Below are 20,960 nucleotides of genomic sequence, written 5' to 3' on the forward strand. Positions count from 1 at the left end.
AGGTTAGTTCAGTTGCAAAATGCACTTTTGCGCGGGATGGAATCAATGGGGTCAGAGTAAATGATTTTAAAAATGCACAGTACTCTTTCCCCAACCAAACTCTTATAAGACTGCAGACTCATTAAAAATTAGGATCAAATGACTCTGACCCCTTTGATTAGAAAACTGGATATTGCTCTATTCATCATAGTGCTGCTCCCATAATTTGTTGCTAAATCGATTGTTGGGATCTAGCTTTTTCTTTAGTTCAAAGAATTCTTTAGCTCTTGGGTAAGCATGGTTAAACTGCTCTGTCGTAGCGTGCAGTTGGTATGGTAAATAGTATGCTCCACCTTCAGAAATTACCGCATCAATCATTTCTCGACTCCACGCTTTAACCTCTGCCTTATCCCGTTCAGATGTTCCTTGGCGATAATAAACAACAAAAGCAAACACCTCTTCTCTCGCCCAAGCTAGCAGTGAACCTGTATCTGGCAGAGCGTGGCGTATTGATACATTAAGTACATTGACTTCATACGCCTTAAAAATACCTGACATTTTTGCAGAGAAGCTGTCAAAACGGTCAATTGGTACGAAATACTCCCTTAGGACATAAGTTTCATTTTGTCGGCTTTTGGGTTCTAGCTCTTTAACATCATAACTGGCCTCATAGTTTCGCCATTGAACAGCTTCAGAAGAATACTGGATAGGCTCAACAATGTGCTGTCTCATCCATTTGCCAAGACCGGTATCAGCAACAAATTTAGCAGCTTTAGGTTGCCACCAATAATCCTTGTCACGTGAAATCAATTTCTCTTGCACAGTAAGCGGCTTTTCAGTTTTAACCCAGCTAACACTATTCACATGTGTATAATCTGGTGGGTAAATATCAGCATTATGAAAAACGACACTTGGGTTGCTTTTTACGTTCTGCTCAAAGAAAGAAGCGTATTGTTCGATCGTCATGTAGTCAGTTTTTCGACCAACTTTTAAATTTGGTACTAGCTCAAGAGTTGCCTCAGCGATAACACCCAGACCGCCATACCCTCCGATAACCCCAAAAAACACTTCCGAGTTTTCGTGTGGCGATGCACTAACAATAGAGCCATCGGCTAAAACAACTTTAATAGATTTAACCGACCTTATAATTGGCCCTTCACCCATGTAGCGGCCATGTACATTAACACTCAAAGAACCGCCAACAGTAAAGTTTGCGTATGATTGCATGATTTTTATAGAGAGGTTTACAGGGTCAATGACATCTTGAATATCACGCCAGCGAATACCACTTTGGACAGTAATTTCTTTTGCTTTGGGATCAAAAGAAATTACCTGATTAAACTCTCTCATATCTAGATGCAAATGATCTTCAAGCGCGATTTGACCGCCTTGGCTGTAGCGACCACCCCCAATGGATAGTTTTCCTTTTGTGTCGCTTATGGCGTTCTGAATATCCTCAATCGATTTGGGGGAAATTACCTTCGCAACCTCTATTGGGTTAAGTTGAGTTACATCGTTAACTATATTTACTTTACTAGGAGAGCTTTCTTCTTGAGGTGAAAAGTCAACGAATATGTAAATCGCAAACAACAGAATTAAGGCCAAAAATACACTTATAGTAATTGAGATAATTTTTAAAACTTTCTTGCCCTTAGCGTACATAAAACCCTGTTATTTGTTGTTTTTACGAGAAAACAGGCTAACATTTTATCCCCTACTTTCCAATACAGCAGACAGTACTTGGGTGACATCTGCTTTTCACAGTGCTCTGATTCTTGTAGTCAACGGGGTCAAAGTAAATGGTTTTTGATATGCATTGCACTTTTTCCAAATACAAATTCAAAGACGATTACGAGATTGCAGATTAATTAAAACCAGAATCAAAGTACTCTGGCCCCTTTGATTTGATGTTTTAATTGATGGGTGAAAGATTGGTTTCTTTTATCTCATTTATAATTTTTTCTAAACTTTCATGCCATTGGTTACTTGCAGCTGTTCTTGATTTAAGAAGGTGTACTTTATGCTTTTCGAGCTGATGTTTTACCGTTTCTCCCCATTTTTCATCATTTGGTTTAGCTTCTAGTATTTGTTCGAAAGCAAACAACATACTTGAAAAAAACCATGTGTATTTGGCATATTCGTCATCATTAACATTTTTTGGGACATACCCACCACTTGCAAACTTAGGATGAGCAATACAGAGTGTAAGATACTGTTGATAAATTCCATGTGCCTGTGCCGAAGCTGAAGTATTTCTTCCAACTTGAACTTGCCAATAAGCAACCCCTAAAGCACCAATAGCTACAAATAAACTAATTATTGGAACCCAATTTTTCCAAGTCTCAATATTTAGTAAAACTGCAAAGCCTGTTTCAAAACATATCATACGTGATTCTACCTCGGTGGTAATACTTTACGTGAATTAGTGACAACAAAACCCTCTGGAACAGGCTTAAATAAGTCAGATTCTAAGGGCCATCTCTTAGCTCTACTTTGAAACTCTCTGAGATTTTTAATATTAAGACTAACAGTTACAAAAAAATCATTTTCGCCACCTTTAATTCGAGCTAAATCCCGACGGAAGCTTTGTTTTGCAGGAGAACGTACTCGACTATCTCCATATTGGCGGTTATTTACAAAAATAGCATATGCATGAATATCCAATACAGCTGCTTCTATTAAAGTAGCAAATGTATCTAAATCTTTATTCCATGACAGGACAGCGAGTGCATCAACTTTTCCTTGAAATGCAACTCTTGTCTTGCTGTTTTGCAATTCCGAACAAACCATAACACCGAAATGAAAGCCATTATGCTCATAGACCGGTTTTGACCATTTCGATTTCTTTAATGGCTGCCATGTTTTACCAAAAATTCTGGTCAAGGTTTCATCTTCAGCAGGTGCAGGTTCTATTTTTTGTTGCCAGATTTTTGTCCAATGAGGATACCCAAGGCGATTATCTTTCAAAACTAAGCAAGCCTCACTCACCAGCTTATTATTTTTGAAATGTCTATATTCTGTACCTGCAACCAAATTTATCCCCACGCCAGTTAAGCGACTAGAAATACTATCAACCCAATCGAGTGGCAATGATAATTCAGGTAAAAATAAATACTGTGGTTTAGGCTTCGACGAAATTACATTATTAATTAATTCACAAATTTGTTTGTAACGCTCTAATGAATGATCGGGTCGATTACAAGCAGCCTTTTCCCAGCTACGTTCCTTTGTGGCTAAACTAGCAACTGCAACTAAAACCTGTTCAGTACTACCATTTCCTATCTTGATATTATTGGATGGTTTAGAAGGGGTGATTGGCGGATCTAATAAATTAGGTGAAACCCACGCACCTCTTAGGACTGAAATATATTTCGCAAGTGCTTTTATTGGACTTGAATTTTTCTTAGCATTTTTACCTATACACTCAGGTACTAATTCAACTATCTCTGAGGAAGTGTATGGCCTTGTAGGGAAAACAAAAGGAACTATGTTTTCATAGCCAATTTTGCCTTTTCTAAATAATCTTTTACCTTGAGTCTTAGCTAAAAATTTAGTTAAGTTAGATACATTTAAAAACTCACCATCATTTAGTGTTGTTAAGATTTCTTTTTGTTCTTCTATTATGTGCGAATTATGACTTTCATTCTCAATAAACCCATGCAGGTTTTGTATACACTTGTATGGTAATTTTGCTAAATCACTTTGTTGTAATTTAGGTGCAATTTCATAAAAACCGTCATCTAAGTATGTCGAGAAGAAATCATCATTGAAACTCAACCTCTGTATCAAGGTTTCCATGAAAACTTTTGCTAGTTTTTTTACAACATTGCTTGCAGCTTCATTTTTAAACTCTGTAGGATAAGCTTTAGCAGCGCTATCTATAAATGAATGGGCTAAAGACTTATATAGCTCGCTCCATAGTTCGTCATAAATAACACAATTTTCTACACCATTAATGTTTCCACAAGACTCTCTGCTTTTTAGATGAGCAATCAAGCTATCTAAGGCATCAAATGTAGCTGTTACAATGTTATTAGCATCGTTCCAGTCTTTAAGAGATATTGCTAAACTGAGCAACCTAGGTAAGTATATATAATGATTTAATATTTTTTCTGGGCATAAAATATGGTCATGGGCAAACTGATAAAACTCTTTACGCTCTTTGACCCAACCCGATGCAGGAATGTCTCTAGCAACAGTTTCCACTTGTCTCAGTTGAATGGACCAACTCAAACGATGTAGACTCAGGCCATCAGCTCTTCTCAATGTGTCAGCACTTTCACTCGAAGATTCTGCTGCAATCAATACTTTAGCTGCTGTTGTTTGTTCAAACTGGTCAATTGAAGGCATGAGCCTATGTTCACTTGACAGCTTATACATTTCTTGTTCAATGCTATCAACTAAATCTAACCCAGCTTCACCTTCCAATATAAACAGTTTTTGTTTTGTTGATTGGAATTGTATTGTCGTATTTTTCAAGTAGTATTTTGGAAAGTCAATCTCCCATAACTCAGAGTTTTCAGTATTCTGTTTTAAAACTGGTTTTTCACCCTGTCCAAACTTAAACTTTAAACGCTCAGTCAAAAAGTTCATAAATGACTTTGTATCGTGTATCTTGCCGCCATCATGCAGCACCAAAAACATATCATCAACATATCGTCCATAATGAACTGGTGCTAATTCCTCTCGTATCAACTTATCCCATTTACAGAGTAAAACATTAGAAATGACACGCGAAACTGTTAACCCCATAACTAGTCCGCTAGGGATGTCTTTATCAGGAGTTGTTAAGCGTTTTGAAAACAGGTTAGCAGCTCTCCCCCAATCCTTAAGTAACCTTACTATTTTTTTAGTAAATTCTTGCTCCTCCGGAGAAATACACCTTTCTTCAACCAAACCAATTGTTTCTTGAAACTTCGGCTCAGTAAGAAAACTGGGGTCAATAGTATGATAATAACTTTTTAAGTCTAACGACACTGCAATTACAGGTCGTTTATGTTCTAGCTCGCTTCTGATTGCAGCTAAACCATCGTTACGCCATTTTTGATATGGCTGATAATAAGGTTTAAAAGACCCTATACCATTAATATTAAATGATTTTTGCTTGCCTCCGCTATCGGTCTTCAACCTCTTTAATCTTGCACCATAAACATCACTTTCACTTAAGCATGCATCAAATTTATGGCCAACCATATTAATCCATAGCGCAGATAAAATATGTGTTTTTACAGGGAAATTGCCAACTACCCTAAATTCAGGTGTGATAACATTAAAACTACAAAAATGCTCGAAAGCCCTTTTTTTATTGGAGAAGTGAGTATGACCGTTCTTGCAATCTTCTCTAGGCCTGCTTGAAACTTTTTTGGGAACAACCCTAAACTGCCCGATATAATGATTTAATGTTTTTGGGCCATCATTATCTTTCCATTCTTTCAATAAGCATTTTAGATTCCCTAAAAGGTTTTCTTCAAATTCGGCAAAATCAATAGCAGAGGGGTAGCCGTCTTCCATAAAACAATCAACTTTAGCCTTGCGATACGCAACCATCAAGTCTGTAAGTGATAGATTATTCCATCCTTTGAATTCTGCTTTATAACTCATGTTAAATCCCTGTACTTAGGTACCCGTATGTAATGTATTAGATAAGTTTTTTTACTTGTTTTAGATACACTTGTCTTTGCTTTATAACTGTATTAGAACTCAAAGTTATAAAGTACTTAGAATCAGCTCTATACTACAACATAATTATTTCTAACTACTTGATTAGTTGGATTTTACATTTATTTTGATGCTATCAAATATTCCAAATATATATACAAGCAAAGATTTTAGATAGGGAACTACTTAAATGAAAAATAAATTAGTTTGCCACTAAGCTAAAACGTAACTAGCTGCTTAGACAGTTAACTCATCTTACCCCAATTCCACCCACAAAAAAAGCAGCCATCAGGCTACCTTTTAAATTTAAGTATTTTTAAATCAGAACATTACACATCATCACGATACGTATCAACCGCCGGATAACTACACACAAGGTTACGGTCACCTAGAAAAACAATGGGGTCAGGTCTTGCATCGTGCAACCCTAAACAACAAAGCCAACAGACAACATCCCTCCCCCTTCCATCACGCCTGAAAATAAGCAATTGATGAGTAATGCGCTCGCATGGATGCGAGTCAAGCCATGATTTCCCCAAGGGTGGCGAATACATGGGGTTTACGTTCACATCAATAGTGTTTTGAAGATTAAGCGTGATAGCGGGGCGCTGGGAGAGTCCAGAGAGGGGCCAGCGCCAGCCCCTCTTTGGTTGTCGTCGCCAACGCGACAAAATGTTTAGCTGAACGGTTGTTAAACTGATTGCCCTGACACACGTCGATCCTGACCTCCGTCAGGATGACGAAGGCGAGATTGCAGCTGAACCCAGCATCTCTGCAAAATGGCTCCTGACTTTCGTCAGGATGACGAGGGGAAGATTGCAGCTAAACCAAATACCTCTGCAAAATGGTTCCTGACTTTCGTCAGGATGACGAGGGGAAGATTGCAGCTGAACCCAGCACCTCTGCACAATGGTTCCTAGAATTCGTCAGGATGACGAGGGGAAGATTTCAGCTGAGCCTAGTACCTCTGCAAAAGGGCTCCTGACCTCCGTCAGGATGACGGAGATGAGACTCCAGCTAGACCCACCCCACCACAAAAAAACCGCCTTAATTTCTTAAGGCGGTTTTCAAATCAAAATCCATGTCAGGACTGCTCCCGACAATCAGATATCAATTACTCTGCATATGTCTCAACAGCTGGACATGAACAGATAAGGTTACGGTCACCGTATACGTCATCGATACGCGTTACCGTTGGCCAGAACTTGTCTTTTGCTACCGCTGGTACTGGGAATGCAGCATAGAAGCGATCATATGCACGCTCCCACTCGTTGCCAAGTACATCAGCTTGTGTGTGCGGAGCAAACACAAGTGGGTTGTTCTCAACAGACCATTCGCCTGACTCAACCTTCGCAATCTCTTTACGGATTGAGATCATCGCTTCGATAAAGCGGTCAATTTCAACCTTAGATTCAGACTCAGTTGGCTCGATCATTAACGTGCCTGCAACTGGGAATGACATGGTCGGTGCATGGAAGCCATAGTCCATAAGACGCTTCGCCACATCCATTTCAGTAATGCCAGATGCTTCTTTAAGTGGACGTAAGTCAACAATACATTCGTGTGCAACACGGTCATTACGGCCGCGATATAACACTGGGTAGTGATCCGCTAGTTTAGCCGTTAGGTAGTTTGCGTTTACAATCGCCATTTCAGTTGCTTGCTTAAGACCTTCGCTGCCCATCATGGCAATGTATGCCCAAGAGATAGGTAGAATCGCCGCAGAGCCGTAAGGCGCTGCTGATACTGCACCGTTGCCCTCTGTGGTACCTGCAACATTAATGATGCTGTGGTTAGGCATAAATGGTGCAAGGTGCGATTTAACACCAATTGGACCAACACCAGGACCACCACCACCGTGTGGGATACAGAATGTTTTGTGTAGGTTTAAGTGTGATACGTCAGAGCCGATGAAGCCCGGGCTTGTAACGCCAACTTGCGCGTTCATGTTCGCGCCGTCCATGTATACTTGACCGCCGTGCTGGTGAACAACATCACATACTTCACGGATAGTCTCTTCGTATACACCGTGTGTAGACGGGTAAGTAACCATGATGCAAGATAGGTTCTCAGACACTTCTTCTGCTTTTGCACGTAAATCGTCAAGGTCGATATTACCTTTGTCGTCACAACCAACAACCACAACCTTCATGCTTGCCATTTGTGCAGACGCTGGGTTCGTACCGTGTGCAGAGCTTGGGATCAAACATACGTTACGGTGACCTTCGCCACGTGACTCATGGTATTTACGGATCGCAATAAGACCCGCGTATTCGCCTTGTGCACCTGAGTTTGGCTGTAGTGAAACTGCATCGTAGCCTGTGATATTTACAAGCCAGTCATGCAGCTCAGTCATCATTGTTTGATAACCTTGTGCTTGCTCAAGTGGACAGAATGGGTGAAGCTCAGCGAATTCAGGCCAGGTTACTGGGATCATCTCCGCTGTCGCGTTTAGCTTCATAGTACAAGAGCCCAAAGAGATCATTGAGTGGTTCAATGCTAAATCTTTGTTCTCTAAACGCTTGATGTAACGCAGCATTTCAGTTTCGCTGTGATACTCATTAAAGTTTGAATGGGTTAGGATCTCGTCATCACGTACCAAGCTTGCTGGAATACCTGTGATGCCGTTTGCCGCAACCTCTGCGTCAAGCGCAGCTACATCAAGACCATGGCCTTCGCCTAGGATGATGTCGAATAATTCTATGATGTCAGCGCGTGTTGTTGTCTCATTCAGTGCGATTGAGTACTCGCCTGCATGGTTAATTGCAAAGTTAACTTGATTTGCAACAGCACGTGCTACAACGGCGTTTTTGTCTGCTTCTTCTGCTACAACTGTGATGGTATCAAACCAAGTGTCGTGCTTCAGTGCAACGCCTTTTGATTTAAGGCCAGTCGCCAAGATGCTTGCAAAGCGGTTGATACGCTGTGCAATCGTCTTAAGGCCTTGTGGACCATGGTACACCGCATAGAATGCAGCCATGTTCGCTAGCAATACCTGCGCTGTACAAATGTTTGAGTTCGCTTTTTCACGGCGGATGTGCTGCTCACGCGTCTGCATCGCCATACGTAATGCGTCGTTACCTAAACGGTCTTTAGAAACACCGATGATACGACCTGGTAGTGAACGTTTGTACTTGTCACGCGTTGCAAAGAATGCCGCGTGTGGACCACCGTACCCCATAGGTACACCAAAACGCTGTGCAGAACCAAGCACCACGTCAGCACCTAGTTTACCCGGCGCTTTTAATAGCATTAAACTCATGATGTCTGCCGCAACACAGGCAATCGCTTTTTTGTCTTGTACTTGTGCGATAAGGTCTGTGAGGTCTACCACTTCACCAGATGTTGATGGGTACTGGAATAGTGCACCAAAGATCTCGTGGTTTGCCACATCGCTTGCAGGCGCTACAACAACTTCAAAACCAAACTGTTCAGCACGGGTGCTTACTACGTCGATTGTTTGTGTGTGTACGTCGTCTGCAATGAAGAAGGTGTTTGCTTTTTTCGCTTTTGCTACACGCTTAGCTAGGGCCATAGCCTCTGCTGCAGCTGTAGACTCATCAAGCAAAGATGCACTTGCCAAATCTAGGCCTGTTACATCCATAGTCAGTGTTTGGAAGTTAAGAAGAGACTCCAAACGCCCTTGTGCGATCTCTGGCTGGTATGGCGTATACGCGGTGTACCAACCTGGGTTTTCTAACACGTTACGTAGAATAACATTAGGCACGTGTGTTGGGTGATAACCTTGGCCGATGTATGATTTAAATACTTTGTTTTGGCTTGCTACTGATTTTAGGTAGCTCAGCGTTTCAACTTCAGTACGGCTTTCACCAATCTTAAGACCTGTTTCTAAACGAATAGAGTCAGGTACCGTTTGACCGATCAGCTCTTCAACACTTGATACTCCAAGCTCAGCAAGCATCTCGCTTACTTGTGCGGCATTCGGGCCGATGTGGCGACGAATAAAGTCTTGCTTTTGCTCTAATTGTTCAAGAGATTTGGCGTTTGACATTAGTCCAGATTCCTATGATCCAAATAAAATGGGTGTTCCTGCATTGATGCCTGACATCTTTGCCAGACAAAGGCCTTGGTAACGCAGTCACAGATAATGCTTTGAGCGTTAACCAAACCAAAACGGTTTGATTTAACAACAAAAGCCCCAAAAAATGGGGCTTTTAATCACACAACGAATTAGTCTTCGTCGATTGAGTTTTTGTAACCTTCGTGGTCAAGTAGGTTTTCAAGCTCTGACTCGTCAGACGCTTTAACTTTGAATAACCAACCGTCGCCATATGGGTCGTTGTTAACAGATTCTGGTGAATCTTCTAGCTCTTCGTTGATTTCAACGATAGTACCAGTGATTGGTGCGTAGATATCAGAAGCCGCTTTTACAGACTCAGCAACTGCACAATCTTCGCCAGCATCTACTTCGTCATCAACGTCAGGTAGGTCAACAAATACCATGTCGCCTAGAAGCTCTTGTGCATGCTCAGTAATACCTACAGTGAATACACCGTCGCCTTCGCTGCGAACCCATTCGTGTGAAGATGCGTATTTTAACTCGCTAGGAATGTTGCTCATTTTTTGTTCCTTTGGTCGTTTTAGTTGGGCAACCGCCCATAATTCTACTCGTTACAATGATCTTAGATCACTGACTTACCGTTACGTACGAAGCTAGGCTTCACAACTTTAACGTCTACTAGCTTTTTGCGCATTTCAACTTGTGCAGTTTCCCCTGTTGAACGAGGAACACGTGCCAATGCCACGCTAAAACCTAAAGTCGGAGAGAATGTACCAGAAGTTATAACACCTTCGCCACCTTCTACGATAACTTTAGAGCCGCCGCGCAATACACCTTTGCTTTCAAGCACCAAGCCAACCAGCTTATCAGTACTCTTATCAGCACGTTGTTGCTCAACTACTTTACGGCCGATGAAATCACGATCTTCTGGTTCCCAAGCGATGGTCCAAGCCATATTAGCAGCCAGTGGAGAAACCGTTTCATCCATATCAGAGCCGTACAAGTTCATGCCCGCTTCTAAACGTAGCGTATCACGTGCACCTAAGCCAGCCGGACGCACACCTGCATCTAGTAATTGCTGCCAAAGTTCTGCTGCATCGTCGTTATGAACAACGATTTCGTAGCCTGCTTCACCAGTATAACCAGTTGTTGCAATGAATAGTTTTCCAGCTTGAGCACCAAAGAATGGTTTCATGCCTTCAACTGCTGCACGCTGCTCATCATTTAAGATAGTCGCTGTTTTTTCTTTTGCATTTGGACCTTGTACTGCAATCATGGCGTACTCAGGACGCTCGGTGACTGTCACTTCAAAATCAGCGGCAACTGCACCAATGTGTGCAAGGTCTTTTTCACGCGTTGCAGAGTTTACAACTAGACGATAATCCGTTTCTGTGAAGAAGTAGATGATAAGGTCGTCAATAACACCACCTTGCTCATTCAACATGCCAGTGTATAGCGCTTTACCAGGCACGGTCAGCTTTGCAACATCGTTTGCCACAAGCTTGCGTAAGAACGCTTGTGCATCAGCACCTTTCACATCCACAATGGTCATGTGCGATACATCAAACATGCCCGCATCTTGACGCACTGCGTGGTGCTCTTCGATTTGTGAACCATAGTTGATTGGCATTTCCCAACCGTGGAAATCAACCATTTTAGCGCCTGCTTCTAGGTGCTTAGCATGTAGTACTGTTTTAGAAGTCATACTTGTCCTTCACTTTTTTGTGTTATGTAAGTCACTCTAGGTGCTTTACATATAATCGAGGTAAAAACCTCGAAGGGGTTAATCTTGAGCTGGTGACCAACTCAAATGCACGGAATTAATTTACGCAAAAACCTTCAGCGCTGAGCTTTTTTTGCCACGCTGAAAGCGGGGCTTGCTGCGCGATAAGTTGATGCTGCTGCACACCATCTTGTAGTAACGTAGTGATAAATACATCACCACTTTGTTTGCCATAACAAGCTTGTAGATCTGAAATACCTAAGCCAGGTGTGAGCGAAAAGTTTGTTAATAATGAATCAAATGCAGCGTTGCCACTGAGCTGTGCGATGACTAAGTCTTCTCGACGTACAAGTTCAATATCGTACTCGTGCTCATGCTGCTCAACTAACACTTGTAAAGTTGATGCAGCGTCTTGATCCAAAATAAAGCGATAAGCTGTTTCACTAAAGTAGTAAACCGCGTAGCGGTGACCGTTGGCAAATGTGCCTTGAATACCAAGACCGGGCGCTATCAACTTGTTTAAGTTGATGCCAAGCTCTTGATTAAGGAAAGGCGTCGTTTCAAAGCCACTAAAATCTAATACCACTTGACCTGCCTGTGAACTGTAAGCATTCTTTGTTGGTACAGTCCCTTGACGGTGTTTGGCAAAAATTATCGGAGAAAACGTCATACAACCACCTTAGTGAAATTAAGATGGACAAAAGTATAGGGTGGCAGATAACCAACAACAAATTGTAATTATTTATCAATTGATAAATAATATTAATGTATTCAAGATTTATAAATAGCTTTTTTAAATATGAAGAACTTATCAATTGATGGCCTACGGACACTTGTCACGGTTGTAGAGGTCGGAGGTTTTGCAAAAGCAGGTGAATTGCTCGGCTTGTCCCAACCAGCCGTAAGTTTGCAGATCCGTCGCTTAGAAGACTTACTTGGATGTAAGTTGTTTAAAAAACAAGGCCAGCGTCAAGTGCTTAATCAGTACGGTGAACTCCTGTTGCCGCAAGCAAAGCAGATGCTGCAATATAATGACGCCATCTTGCAACAATTTACTTCTGAAAGCGTCACAGGTCGCGTGCGCTTAGGGATCCCTAGTGAGTTTGCCGCGCGTATTCTACCGGCCATCATCGGTGACTTTGTCTCTCTGTATCCAGATGTAGCACTGGAAGTAAAATCAAGGCTTAGCAAGCATTTACTTTCGGTATCTAGACAAGATCAATTTGATCTGGTTTTGGCGTTAAATGAAGAGCTAGAATCTGTAACCCACCCTATATTTATGCGCGATCAATTGGTCTGGGTTGGCGACTTAACGCTAGCAAAAAAAGATGTCATCACCTTAGTCACCGCACCAGAGGGCTGTATTTATCGACGTCGTGCTATTGAAGCGCTGCAACAAAGCGGCCGTCCATTTCGTATCGTATACAGCAATGCAGACTTAACCGGCCTGATAGCGGCGTTAAACGAAGGGTTGGGGATCACGGTTTTAGCCAAAAATACCGTACCGAGCGAATTATCTTATCAAGAATATACCCATGATTTGCCGATGCTTGGCGAAATAGGGATCAGTTTAATCAAAAATACTCAGGAGTCCGCCCACGCTGTAAACAAACTCGCTGAGTTTATCGCGTTACGTTTGTCGTAACGCAGCGCCCTTACTGCCCTACAGCCTGCTTTACAAACAGGTTTTTGATCGGACCTAAATTATCAACTAAGCTCAAACCCAAGCCTCGGATTAGCTTTTTAGCCGGGTGCGCGCCCTCAAATAAGTCTTTAAGGCCCTGCATCATAGCAATGTGCTTTTGTGCATCCAACTTGCGCGCACGCTCGTACTCTCTGAGTACTTTATGTGCGGCAAACTCCTGGTTCTGCTCACCCAATGCGTTAATTAAATGCGCTGCATCTTTTAAGCCTAAATTCATGCCTAAACCTGCTAATGGGTGAATGGTATGGGCTGCATCTCCCATTAATACCACACGACCTTTTAACCATTGCTGGGCGTAGCGCATAGTAAGTGGAAACACTGCTCTGTCACTTTGCACTTCACACAATCCACATTGCATATCTATGGCGACGGACAAAGACTTATTAAACTCGCTAGGGCTTTGCGCCATAAGCTGCTTAGCATGCTCAGGAGACGTTGACCAAACAATGGAATGCATATTGTCTTCACGCAATGGCAAAAATGCCAAAGGACCTGTCGGTAAAAATACCTGACGTGCCGTATGCTGATGGGCACTATCGGTTTTGACCGTGGCCACAATTGCATGGTGGTCGTAATCCCAAAAGCTCAGCGGCATATCAAATAACTTACGCACTCCAGAGTTTGCGCCATCGGCAGCCACCAGCAGCTTGCTCATTACTGGCATGCCAGACGCTAACGTGATCAGCACATCGGTATCTGTTTGATGAATCGTTTGATAGCGGCTTTCAAACGCCAGCGTGACGTGTTCATATGCCTGTAGCTTATTGTACAACGCATAGCGAATACCATCGTTTTCAATGATGTGACCCAGCTCGGGGAGCTGTAAAGCGTGTGCATCAAACGCAATTTTGCCAAAGCTGTCTGCATCTCTGACATCCATTGCGGTATAAGGCGTTGCTCTACTAGCAAAGATATCCTGCCAAACATCCAATGATTCAAACAGTTGCTGACTGGCAAGGCTGATCGCGCTGACTCGCACACCATAGTCTTCATTTAATGGCTGTGGCGCAGCGCCGGCGTCAAGCACCATCACTGAAATACCTTGTCGTGCTAAACCCAATGCCAGCGTTAATCCAATACAGCCACCGCCGACTATACATACTTGCACTTGCTGCATGAGAGCTCCTCTATTGCACTCGGCCCATTAGCTGTCTAGCCAATGGCATTTTTAAATTGGGAAACAGGCTGATCATCATCAAGCCGCAACTACGCCCAAAAGCGATGCTGCGAGACTCGTTGGAAAACAGCCTCACAAGGCCATCAGTCAAAGTCATCACTCGCCCGATGTCTTGATCTCTAGCGACTTTATAAGCTTGGGTAAACCCATGGCAGCCCCAACTATCGAGTTCTGTTGCTTCTAGCTGTGTGACCAAACATTGAATATCACGCATACCAAGATTAAAACCCTGACCGGCAATCGGGTGAATGGCGTGGGCGGCATTACCTATCACGACCACACGATGATGTACCACACTGGAGATACGTCCATGAACAAGCGGATAACGACTGCGCGTTCCTACCGCTTCAAACAGGCCACCACGATAGCCAAACTCTTGTTGTAGACGCGTTAAAAACTGGCTGTCATCAAGCGCTAATACTTCCTCTAGCGCACTTTGATTCATGCACCACGCTACCGAGAAGCGTCCTTCGCTCATAGGTAACAGTGCAATAGGCCCCTGTGATGTAAAACGCTCAAAAGCTTGACCTTGATGTTCAGGCGACACTTTCACATTCGCAATTAATGCCCCTTGCTCATATAGAAAGCTATCAAATTCGAGGTTAAGTAAATCTCGTGTCGGTGATTGCGCTCCATCAGCAACCACAAGTAGTTTTGCCCGTAATTTTACTGCTTCATCACTATCGAGCGTCACCTCAACATAGTCTAAATGCTGCACTAATGAGGTGACCTTAGCAGGACAAAACAAAGTAATGTCTTGGTTTTGCAATTGCTGGTGCAAAAATTGACCATATGGATTCACTTCGACCACATAGCCCAATGCATCAACTTGATACTCTTGAGGTGTGATCGCCGCTTTCCCAAAATGACCTCTATCAGACACATTGACCTTTAAGATTGGCTCAGCAAAAGACCAGGTTTTATTAAAGAGGTTAAGTTGACTTAAGTAATCAACGGACTGTTCTGCCAGCGCAATGCAGCGATCGTCAAAGCTTGGGTGGCTTTGCGCTTTAGGGGCAAATGCTTCCACCACAGCAATACGGCAGTTGGGAATTTGTTTTTTAATACTGACGGCAGCAGTGGCACCTGCCATGCCACCACCGACAATAAGTACGTCGAATTGTTGCAAGCCTGATACTCCCAATTCTTGCAGTTAGGCTTTTTGCATCAGCGCTTCAATCTCTGCTATCGATTTTGGCACATCAACGGTTAAGTTTTCATGGCCATTTTGCGTGATCAGTAAATCATCCTCAATGCGCACGCCAATGCCTTTGTACTGTGCTGGCACTTCAGCATCTTCATCGAAATATAAGCCGGGCTCAATGGTCAAGACCATACCCGCTTCAAACGGTCGATCTGCCTCATCCAGCTTATACTCACCAACATCATGCACGTCTAAACCGAGCCAGTGACCTACACCATGCATATAAAATGCTTTGCAAGCTTGTGCTTCGACCAACTCTTCAACAGTGCCTGAAAGGATACCCAGTTCAATTAAGCCTTCAGTTAAAACACGAACAACCTGCTTGTTGGCTTTGACTAAAGTACCACCTGGTTTTACTTCTTCAAATGCCGCCAATTGCGCTTTGAGTACCAAGTTATAAATTTCAGTTTGCGCAGCGCTAAACTGACCACTGACCGGGAAAGTTCGTGTTATGTCAGCAGCATATCCTTCCAATTCACATCCTGAGTCGATCAAGATCAAATCCCCTGACTTTAACGCATCACTATTTTCGGTGTAATGCAATATATTGGCATTGTTACCTGAACCAACAATGGTGCCATATGCTGGGTATCGCGCGCCATTCATCGCGTAGTGGTGATGTATTTCAGCTTCTAATTGATACTCAGTAGCTTCTGGCTTGGCAAATTGCATCGCTCGCACATGCGCCTGTGCGCTGATCTGCGCCGCCTTGCGCATCACGGCAATTTCACTCTCTGACTTAAACAAACGCATTTCATGTACCAAGGGACGGATATCCTTGATGGTCTCTGGTGCTTTATAGCCTTTTTTCGGTGCACCGCGCAGTGTGCTCAATAAACTCCATACCTTGTCATCAAATATTGGATATGTTCCCTGACCAAAGTACAATGTCGCACAGCCATTCACCAACGCTAATAATTCGTCATCTAAATCTGTTAAAGCATAGGTTTCGTCCATATCAAACTGGGTTTTGGCCTTTTCAAAGCCAACTCGCCTACCATGCCAAATCTCCGCTAGTTTGTCTTTATTGCGGCAAAATAAGATAGTACGGCCATTACCTACTTTGTCTTTGTGTAAGACCAGAACGGCATCCGGCTCTTTGAAACCTGTTAAGTAAAAAAAGTCGCTGTCTTGGCGAAATGGAAATTCAGTATCACGACTGCGAGTAATTTCTGCGGCCGCAGGAATAATCGCCACCGCATTGCTATCTAGGCTGTTTAGCAGTCGTGTGCGACGTGCTACAAACTCTTCATTTTTTATCATAATTAGTGCACTGTTTTTGATGTTGCGCCATTTCCTTGCTCTCTGCCCATCTCTGCAAAGCATAAAAGCGCAGAAACACGAATATACTCGACCACTTCATGAAATGCTTGTTGGTCTTCCTCTGTATCATCGAAATGTGTATCAAGCTTAGTGATCTCACTGAAGTCACTGATCACTTCTTTTACGTCATCAGACAGCTTGCCATAGTCTTTTTGCTTTAGACCAAAGCCAAGTAAAAACCCTGAAACCCAAGAGACTAACGCATTAGCTTGATCGATAAGTGCTTCATCACCATTTGGCAAATAAACTTCAAAGGTGTGTTCAGGATCATTAAAACGCTCTACCACAAGCTTGTATAACTCGGCTAAAAACCCTTTGAGTTCAACGCCGAAAGCTTGGCCGTCATTGAATACGTCACTGAGTAAACCTAAGTATTCTTTATCATCAATACTCAAGCCACAGGCCAAAATGCCACTAATAGTGCCATGAACTTCTGCAGGTGCGACAAAGATGCCGTGTTTTTCGAGTAGTAACTGTGCTTGCTGGTAATCTTTTAATTCGATCATAAGGCTTAATTCTCATTCACTTGATAAGGTTAATGCTACCATTCGAAGTATAGCAACTACAATGCATTGTCTTGTCTCGAAGGAAAAAACCCCGCGGTTCCATCTGTTTGCCTACCAAGACACAGGTAGTTTTCAAACAGAGAATCTAGGGCGCGTGTATGTAAAAAAAGCAAAAATTGGGCAGCCAATACTCAGTCGGTGATTTTGCCAGCAAATAAGTAAGATTTTTTCATTTTATGGTTTAAGCATTCGGTGTTGTCTTATATACTAAAGTTGTTCCCTAGCTCGCCGGACAGTGGATTATGTCCCTGAGCCGATAAACTTTTTTTAGGAATGCAGTTTATTCACTTTTGCGCAAGCTTGGCAGGTACCGAGAAGCCTACGGTGGGTTGTTGCCTTCCGCCTTGAACCTTAGGGTTCAAGGACTTACATCCGCATCCGCGCAGCCGGGGACACCTTCACCTACCATCAAAACTCGCATTGAGTTCGCCTGACTTATTTCTTTTTCCGAATATACAAAATAAAAAACCCACAGAACATAATCCTATGGGCTCCCTATTTACATTGACTTTCTCATGTCTATATAGATGACTTACGCTTTACAGGCTGCGCATACATAGACAAAACAAACTCTTTCAGCTCGATTGGGAGTGTCTCTATGCTTTGCTTGAAACGTTCAGTTTCTTCACTGCTGCTATTTGCTTGCTCGCCCGCAGCTAAATAGTTTGTTGAATGCAAGTAATAGTTATCAATGATTTGCTTGTCAATGATTTGCGCCAACTCCTCTGGCGTTTCAAAATCATCCTCAATGGGCGTACCGAATGCGACATGGACATTGCCTTTATCAGCGCTAAATCCATCAATGATACTCTTGATATCTTCGCCTTCTTCTTTTTGGTACTCGCCAAACTGTTGCTTGTGATAGAGCTCTTTGGCTTTTGCCAGTGCACAGGGCTCATATTGATAAGAAATTGATACTGGCACTACCTTTAGTTTGCGTACATAGTCAGCAAATGGCTCTTTTAAACGCCTCCCCTGAAGTTGCAGCATTTTTAAGAGCGCAGGGTCGGTATAGTCAATACCATCTTTTGCGCGACCTTCTTTTTGTGCTATCCAAATCGAATTGCCTTCTTGCAGTGAGTCATAAATGTAACCTGATAACTGCGACAGCGCTTTGAGCATCTCTTTTGGCGCTTTTGCTGAGCGCTTTACGATAAAGCTCTTATTCAAGCGCATCAACTCGGTAATATAAGGGACTTGCAATAAGTTATCACCAATTGCAATGCGTACAGTCGGCAAATTGTTCTGGTGCAATCCCCAGTTAACCAGCGCCGGATCTAATACGATATCGCGGTGATTAGAAATAAACAAATATGCGCCATTTTTATCTAAACGCTCAAGCCCAGAATAGGTAACCTTGGAAGTGGTACGCTCAACCAACATAGACAAATATTGTGCCACCTCATTTTGAACGGCTTCAACATTGTTGACAGTTTTCCATTTAGATTTGAGTCTCGCTTTTACCAAAGGTCTGCTAATAGCAGCAAAAGACGCTATCCATTTTGGTAAGTTATGTTCGGCAATAACATCTAAAAACTGTTCGTCGGCCAATAACCTCTCTAGGGCCGCGGGCACTTCATCATCATTATAAGGTCTGATATCTGCGTATTTATCCACTAAATTACTCTTACTGATCTAGGCGTATGACAAAAAACGGCCTATTCTATCTCGCTCTCAATCCGGATGCTAAGAATATCAAGTCTGACCACACTAGGTTGTCAGACGTTGTTTGAAATCCATCGCGAATAAACGCAGCATCAACATCGCAAGTAAAATGGCACAGATTTGGCTCAGCCAGCTTGGCAACACTTCATGCTGATGCCCTGCCATTGCAGCCACTTCAAAACCAAATTGCAAAACAAGATAGTCCGTTAAAAAACCAAACAATATAGCGACACCAATAACAGCTGTAATATATGCAGCTACAGCTCGACGTCCTAACTCTTTTGCAACCACCCCAATGGTTGCCACATTTGTTGCAGGTCCCGCTAACATAAAGACTAACACCGCCCCTGGTGACACCCCGGCGAGCAACAGCCCTGCAGCAATAGGCGTCGAAGCCGTCGCACAAATATACATAGGAATACTGATCAATATGACCACTATCATGGCCAATATACCGTCACCCCATTGAGCTAAAAACTCGGTTGGCACATATGTTTGGACTAATGCAGCGAAGAATATACCAATTAGAAGCCAAACCATAGTATCAGATAATAGCTTGTTACAACTAAATTTGACTGCTTGCCATAGCTTGGTAGGTAAGCGGTCTTTGGATTTACTTTGAGAAGAGCAGCAAGCACTTACTTCTGGTTGCTCTATTTTCTCTTCTTCCGGGCAACTGCCTTGCTGATGACCACTCGTCATGTGTTTATGATTATGCGTACCGCGCGGTGCCGTTGAGGCACTCTCAGCGCCGCAGCAAGTTGCTGTGGGCTCAGTCACCACTTTTGATACTTGCTCACGGCAAACAGATGCAGCTTCCGAGCTCTTGGTACAACAAGCGGATTCCGATTTAGGGGCGGCCTGCGGCGCTTTAGTACAACACGGCGCCGCTTGTGGGTGTTTATCACTATGCTGCGCGTCCACTGACTGTTCGTGGTTATCTCGGCCAACCAATAACCCCGCTGTGATCGCGCTGACTACAGCTGCAATTGGCCGAATAATGGCCATAAAAGGCCCCAGCATAGCGTACGATACAGAAATGGAATCCACGCCCGTTTCCGGCGTTGACACTAAAAATGCAGTGGTGGCACTTTTAGACCCACCAGCTCTTCGCAGCCCAATGGCCGCGGGGATCACTCCACAGGAGCACAGTGGCATGGGTGCGCCGATCAATGCCGCTTTAACTGTTGTCCACAATCCCTCTTTACCTAAATGACGTTGTAAAAAGTCTTTTGGAATAAATACATTAAGCAGGCCTGCCAGTAGTAGACCCAGCATCAGCCAAGGTGCTGATATAACAAACAATTGCCAAAAATTACTGATGAGTGTCATCTAAATCCTCCAGTGCCGTTAAAATTGAACAAGCGTTTGCGGGTTCATCACCACCACAACATTGATCAGCCAGTAAAGTCAATGAACGTTCAAATATGCTCAATTCCGAAATTTTTTCGCGGACCCAATCTCGCTTTTGTAAAGTCAGGGTTTTTACTTCTTCACAGCGATATTGTTGTTTATCAATCTTGATACTCAATAACTCTTGAATATCTTTAAGATTAAATCCAACTTCCTTTGCGCGAATAATAAAACGCAGTCTATCTACTGCCTGTTTATCATATAGACGATAGCCCGCCGCACTTCTTTCATTGGCAACCAATAACTCTTGTTGCTCATAATATCTCAGCGTATCCGTCGATACGCCTAACAACTTTGCAAGCTGCCCTATTCGATACATCGCCATGGTTATTCACTCAGTTAACACGATAAAGTCAGCTGATGCACTTAAGCCTGAACAACTTGTTAGCCACAATAAATCAAATTTAAGTGCTAAAAGTGATACACTGGCGTTTGCTATTTGCTGAACGTACACACATGAACTCTGCAAATGGTGTCGTGAACTAGCACGTTTAATGCCCATCAATTAAATAGGCGCTAAAATTCA

The 20,960-nt window shown here is 42.9% G+C and carries 15 protein-coding genes and 1 other RNA gene; 2 read left to right on the plus strand and 14 right to left on the minus strand.

Features of this window, described 5'->3' with window-relative positions; all coding sequences use genetic code 11:
• Positions 1-177: 177 nt before the first annotated feature.
• The 7 genes from J8M00_RS15255 to J8M00_RS15285 all read right to left on the minus strand — a co-directional run bounded on the left by J8M00_RS15255 (position 178) and on the right by J8M00_RS15285 (position 12,051).
• A complete protein-coding gene (locus J8M00_RS15255) occupies positions 178-1,584 on the minus strand; it encodes an FAD-binding oxidoreductase (RefSeq protein ID WP_247687397.1) in 1,407 nt (468 codons plus the stop codon).
• 307 nt (positions 1,585-1,891) lie between these two features.
• Entirely contained in the window at positions 1,892-2,365 is a 474-nt protein-coding gene (locus J8M00_RS15260; protein WP_211011392.1) for a hypothetical protein, read from the minus strand.
• A gap of 8 nt (positions 2,366-2,373) precedes the next feature.
• Entirely contained in the window at positions 2,374-5,580 is a 3,207-nt protein-coding gene (locus J8M00_RS15265) for an RNA-directed DNA polymerase (protein WP_211011393.1), read from the minus strand.
• Positions 5,581-6,751: 1,171 nt separating this feature from the next.
• Complete coding sequence (gene gcvP / locus J8M00_RS15270) at positions 6,752-9,649, minus strand: aminomethyl-transferring glycine dehydrogenase (RefSeq protein ID WP_211011394.1); 2,898 nt, start codon at positions 9,647-9,649, stop codon at positions 6,752-6,754.
• A gap of 179 nt (positions 9,650-9,828) precedes the next feature.
• Positions 9,829-10,218, minus strand: coding sequence for a glycine cleavage system protein GcvH (gene gcvH / locus J8M00_RS15275; RefSeq protein ID WP_023400829.1), 390 nt, complete (start codon positions 10,216-10,218; stop codon positions 9,829-9,831).
• 62 nt (positions 10,219-10,280) lie between these two features.
• Complete coding sequence (gene gcvT, locus J8M00_RS15280) at positions 10,281-11,363, minus strand: glycine cleavage system aminomethyltransferase GcvT (RefSeq protein ID WP_211011395.1); 1,083 nt, start codon at positions 11,361-11,363, stop codon at positions 10,281-10,283.
• Between the two features lie 115 nt (positions 11,364-11,478).
• Positions 11,479-12,051 carry a hypothetical protein gene (locus J8M00_RS15285; RefSeq protein ID WP_211011396.1) on the minus strand — a complete coding sequence of 191 codons (573 nt, stop codon included), beginning with the start codon at positions 12,049-12,051 and terminating at the stop codon, positions 11,479-11,481.
• 129 nt (positions 12,052-12,180) lie between these two features.
• On the opposite strand from J8M00_RS15285, the gene J8M00_RS15290 reads away from it, so the two are divergent.
• A complete protein-coding gene (locus J8M00_RS15290; protein WP_211011397.1) occupies positions 12,181-13,026 on the plus strand; it encodes a LysR family transcriptional regulator in 846 nt (281 codons plus the stop codon).
• Positions 13,027-13,036: 10 nt separating this feature from the next.
• Here J8M00_RS15290 and J8M00_RS15295 read toward each other — a convergent pair whose 3' ends face one another.
• From J8M00_RS15295 to J8M00_RS15310, 4 genes are read right to left on the minus strand one after another with little or no spacing between them, the layout of a single operon-like run.
• Positions 13,037-14,203: an FAD-dependent oxidoreductase gene (locus tag J8M00_RS15295; RefSeq protein ID WP_211011398.1), complete on the minus strand. Its 1,167-nt coding sequence runs from the start codon at positions 14,201-14,203 to the stop codon at positions 13,037-13,039.
• Positions 14,204-14,213: 10 nt separating this feature from the next.
• Positions 14,214-15,392, minus strand: coding sequence for a 2-octaprenyl-6-methoxyphenyl hydroxylase (gene ubiH, locus J8M00_RS15300; protein ID WP_211011399.1), 1,179 nt, complete (start codon positions 15,390-15,392; stop codon positions 14,214-14,216).
• 24 nt (positions 15,393-15,416) lie between these two features.
• Positions 15,417-16,730: a Xaa-Pro aminopeptidase gene (gene pepP, locus J8M00_RS15305; RefSeq protein ID WP_211011400.1), complete on the minus strand. Its 1,314-nt coding sequence runs from the start codon at positions 16,728-16,730 to the stop codon at positions 15,417-15,419.
• Between the two features lie 2 nt (positions 16,731-16,732).
• Complete coding sequence (locus J8M00_RS15310) at positions 16,733-17,296, minus strand: UPF0149 family protein (protein WP_023400822.1); 564 nt, start codon at positions 17,294-17,296, stop codon at positions 16,733-16,735.
• Positions 17,297-17,570: 274 nt separating this feature from the next.
• Here J8M00_RS15310 and ssrS point away from each other — a divergent pair.
• A non-coding RNA gene (ssrS, locus tag J8M00_RS15315) (6S RNA) lies at positions 17,571-17,753 on the plus strand.
• Between the two features lie 122 nt (positions 17,754-17,875).
• Here the strand turns inward: ssrS and J8M00_RS15320 are convergent.
• From J8M00_RS15320 to zntR, 3 genes are all read right to left on the minus strand, one after another.
• Positions 17,876-18,973 carry a 1-acyl-sn-glycerol-3-phosphate acyltransferase gene (locus tag J8M00_RS15320; RefSeq protein WP_211011401.1) on the minus strand — a complete coding sequence of 366 codons (1,098 nt, stop codon included), beginning with the start codon at positions 18,971-18,973 and terminating at the stop codon, positions 17,876-17,878.
• A gap of 93 nt (positions 18,974-19,066) precedes the next feature.
• Complete coding sequence (locus J8M00_RS15325) at positions 19,067-20,353, minus strand: SO_0444 family Cu/Zn efflux transporter (RefSeq protein ID WP_211011402.1); 1,287 nt, start codon at positions 20,351-20,353, stop codon at positions 19,067-19,069.
• Entirely contained in the window at positions 20,337-20,753 is a 417-nt protein-coding gene (gene zntR / locus J8M00_RS15330; protein WP_211011469.1) for a Zn(2+)-responsive transcriptional regulator, read from the minus strand. The genes J8M00_RS15325 and zntR overlap by 17 nt, the downstream gene beginning before the upstream one ends.
• Between the last annotated feature and the right edge of the window lie 207 nt (positions 20,754-20,960).

Source organism: Pseudoalteromonas luteoviolacea, from assembly GCF_018100925.1.
GTDB classification, from domain to species: domain Bacteria; phylum Pseudomonadota; class Gammaproteobacteria; order Enterobacterales; family Alteromonadaceae; genus Pseudoalteromonas; species Pseudoalteromonas obscura.

Coding starts and splice junctions, on each gene's coding strand:
- zntR (WP_211011469.1), bottom strand. CDS start 20,753: ATGTATCGAATAGGGCAGCTTGCAAAGTTGTTAGGCGTATCGACGGAT.
- gcvT (WP_211011395.1), bottom strand. CDS start 11,363: ATGACTTCTAAAACAGTACTACATGCTAAGCACCTAGAAGCAGGCGCT.
- gcvP (WP_211011394.1), bottom strand. CDS start 9,649: ATGTCAAACGCCAAATCTCTTGAACAATTAGAGCAAAAGCAAGACTTT.
- pepP (WP_211011400.1), bottom strand. CDS start 16,730: ATGATAAAAAATGAAGAGTTTGTAGCACGTCGCACACGACTGCTAAAC.
- J8M00_RS15260 (WP_211011392.1), bottom strand. CDS start 2,365: ATGATATGTTTTGAAACAGGCTTTGCAGTTTTACTAAATATTGAGACT.
- J8M00_RS15285 (WP_211011396.1), bottom strand. CDS start 12,051: ATGACGTTTTCTCCGATAATTTTTGCCAAACACCGTCAAGGGACTGTA.
- J8M00_RS15310 (WP_023400822.1), bottom strand. CDS start 17,296: ATGATCGAATTAAAAGATTACCAGCAAGCACAGTTACTACTCGAAAAA.
- J8M00_RS15265 (WP_211011393.1), bottom strand. CDS start 5,580: ATGAGTTATAAAGCAGAATTCAAAGGATGGAATAATCTATCACTTACA.
- J8M00_RS15290 (WP_211011397.1), top strand. CDS start 12,181: ATGAAGAACTTATCAATTGATGGCCTACGGACACTTGTCACGGTTGTA.
- J8M00_RS15295 (WP_211011398.1), bottom strand. CDS start 14,203: ATGCAGCAAGTGCAAGTATGTATAGTCGGCGGTGGCTGTATTGGATTA.
- J8M00_RS15325 (WP_211011402.1), bottom strand. CDS start 20,353: ATGACACTCATCAGTAATTTTTGGCAATTGTTTGTTATATCAGCACCT.
- gcvH (WP_023400829.1), bottom strand. CDS start 10,218: ATGAGCAACATTCCTAGCGAGTTAAAATACGCATCTTCACACGAATGG.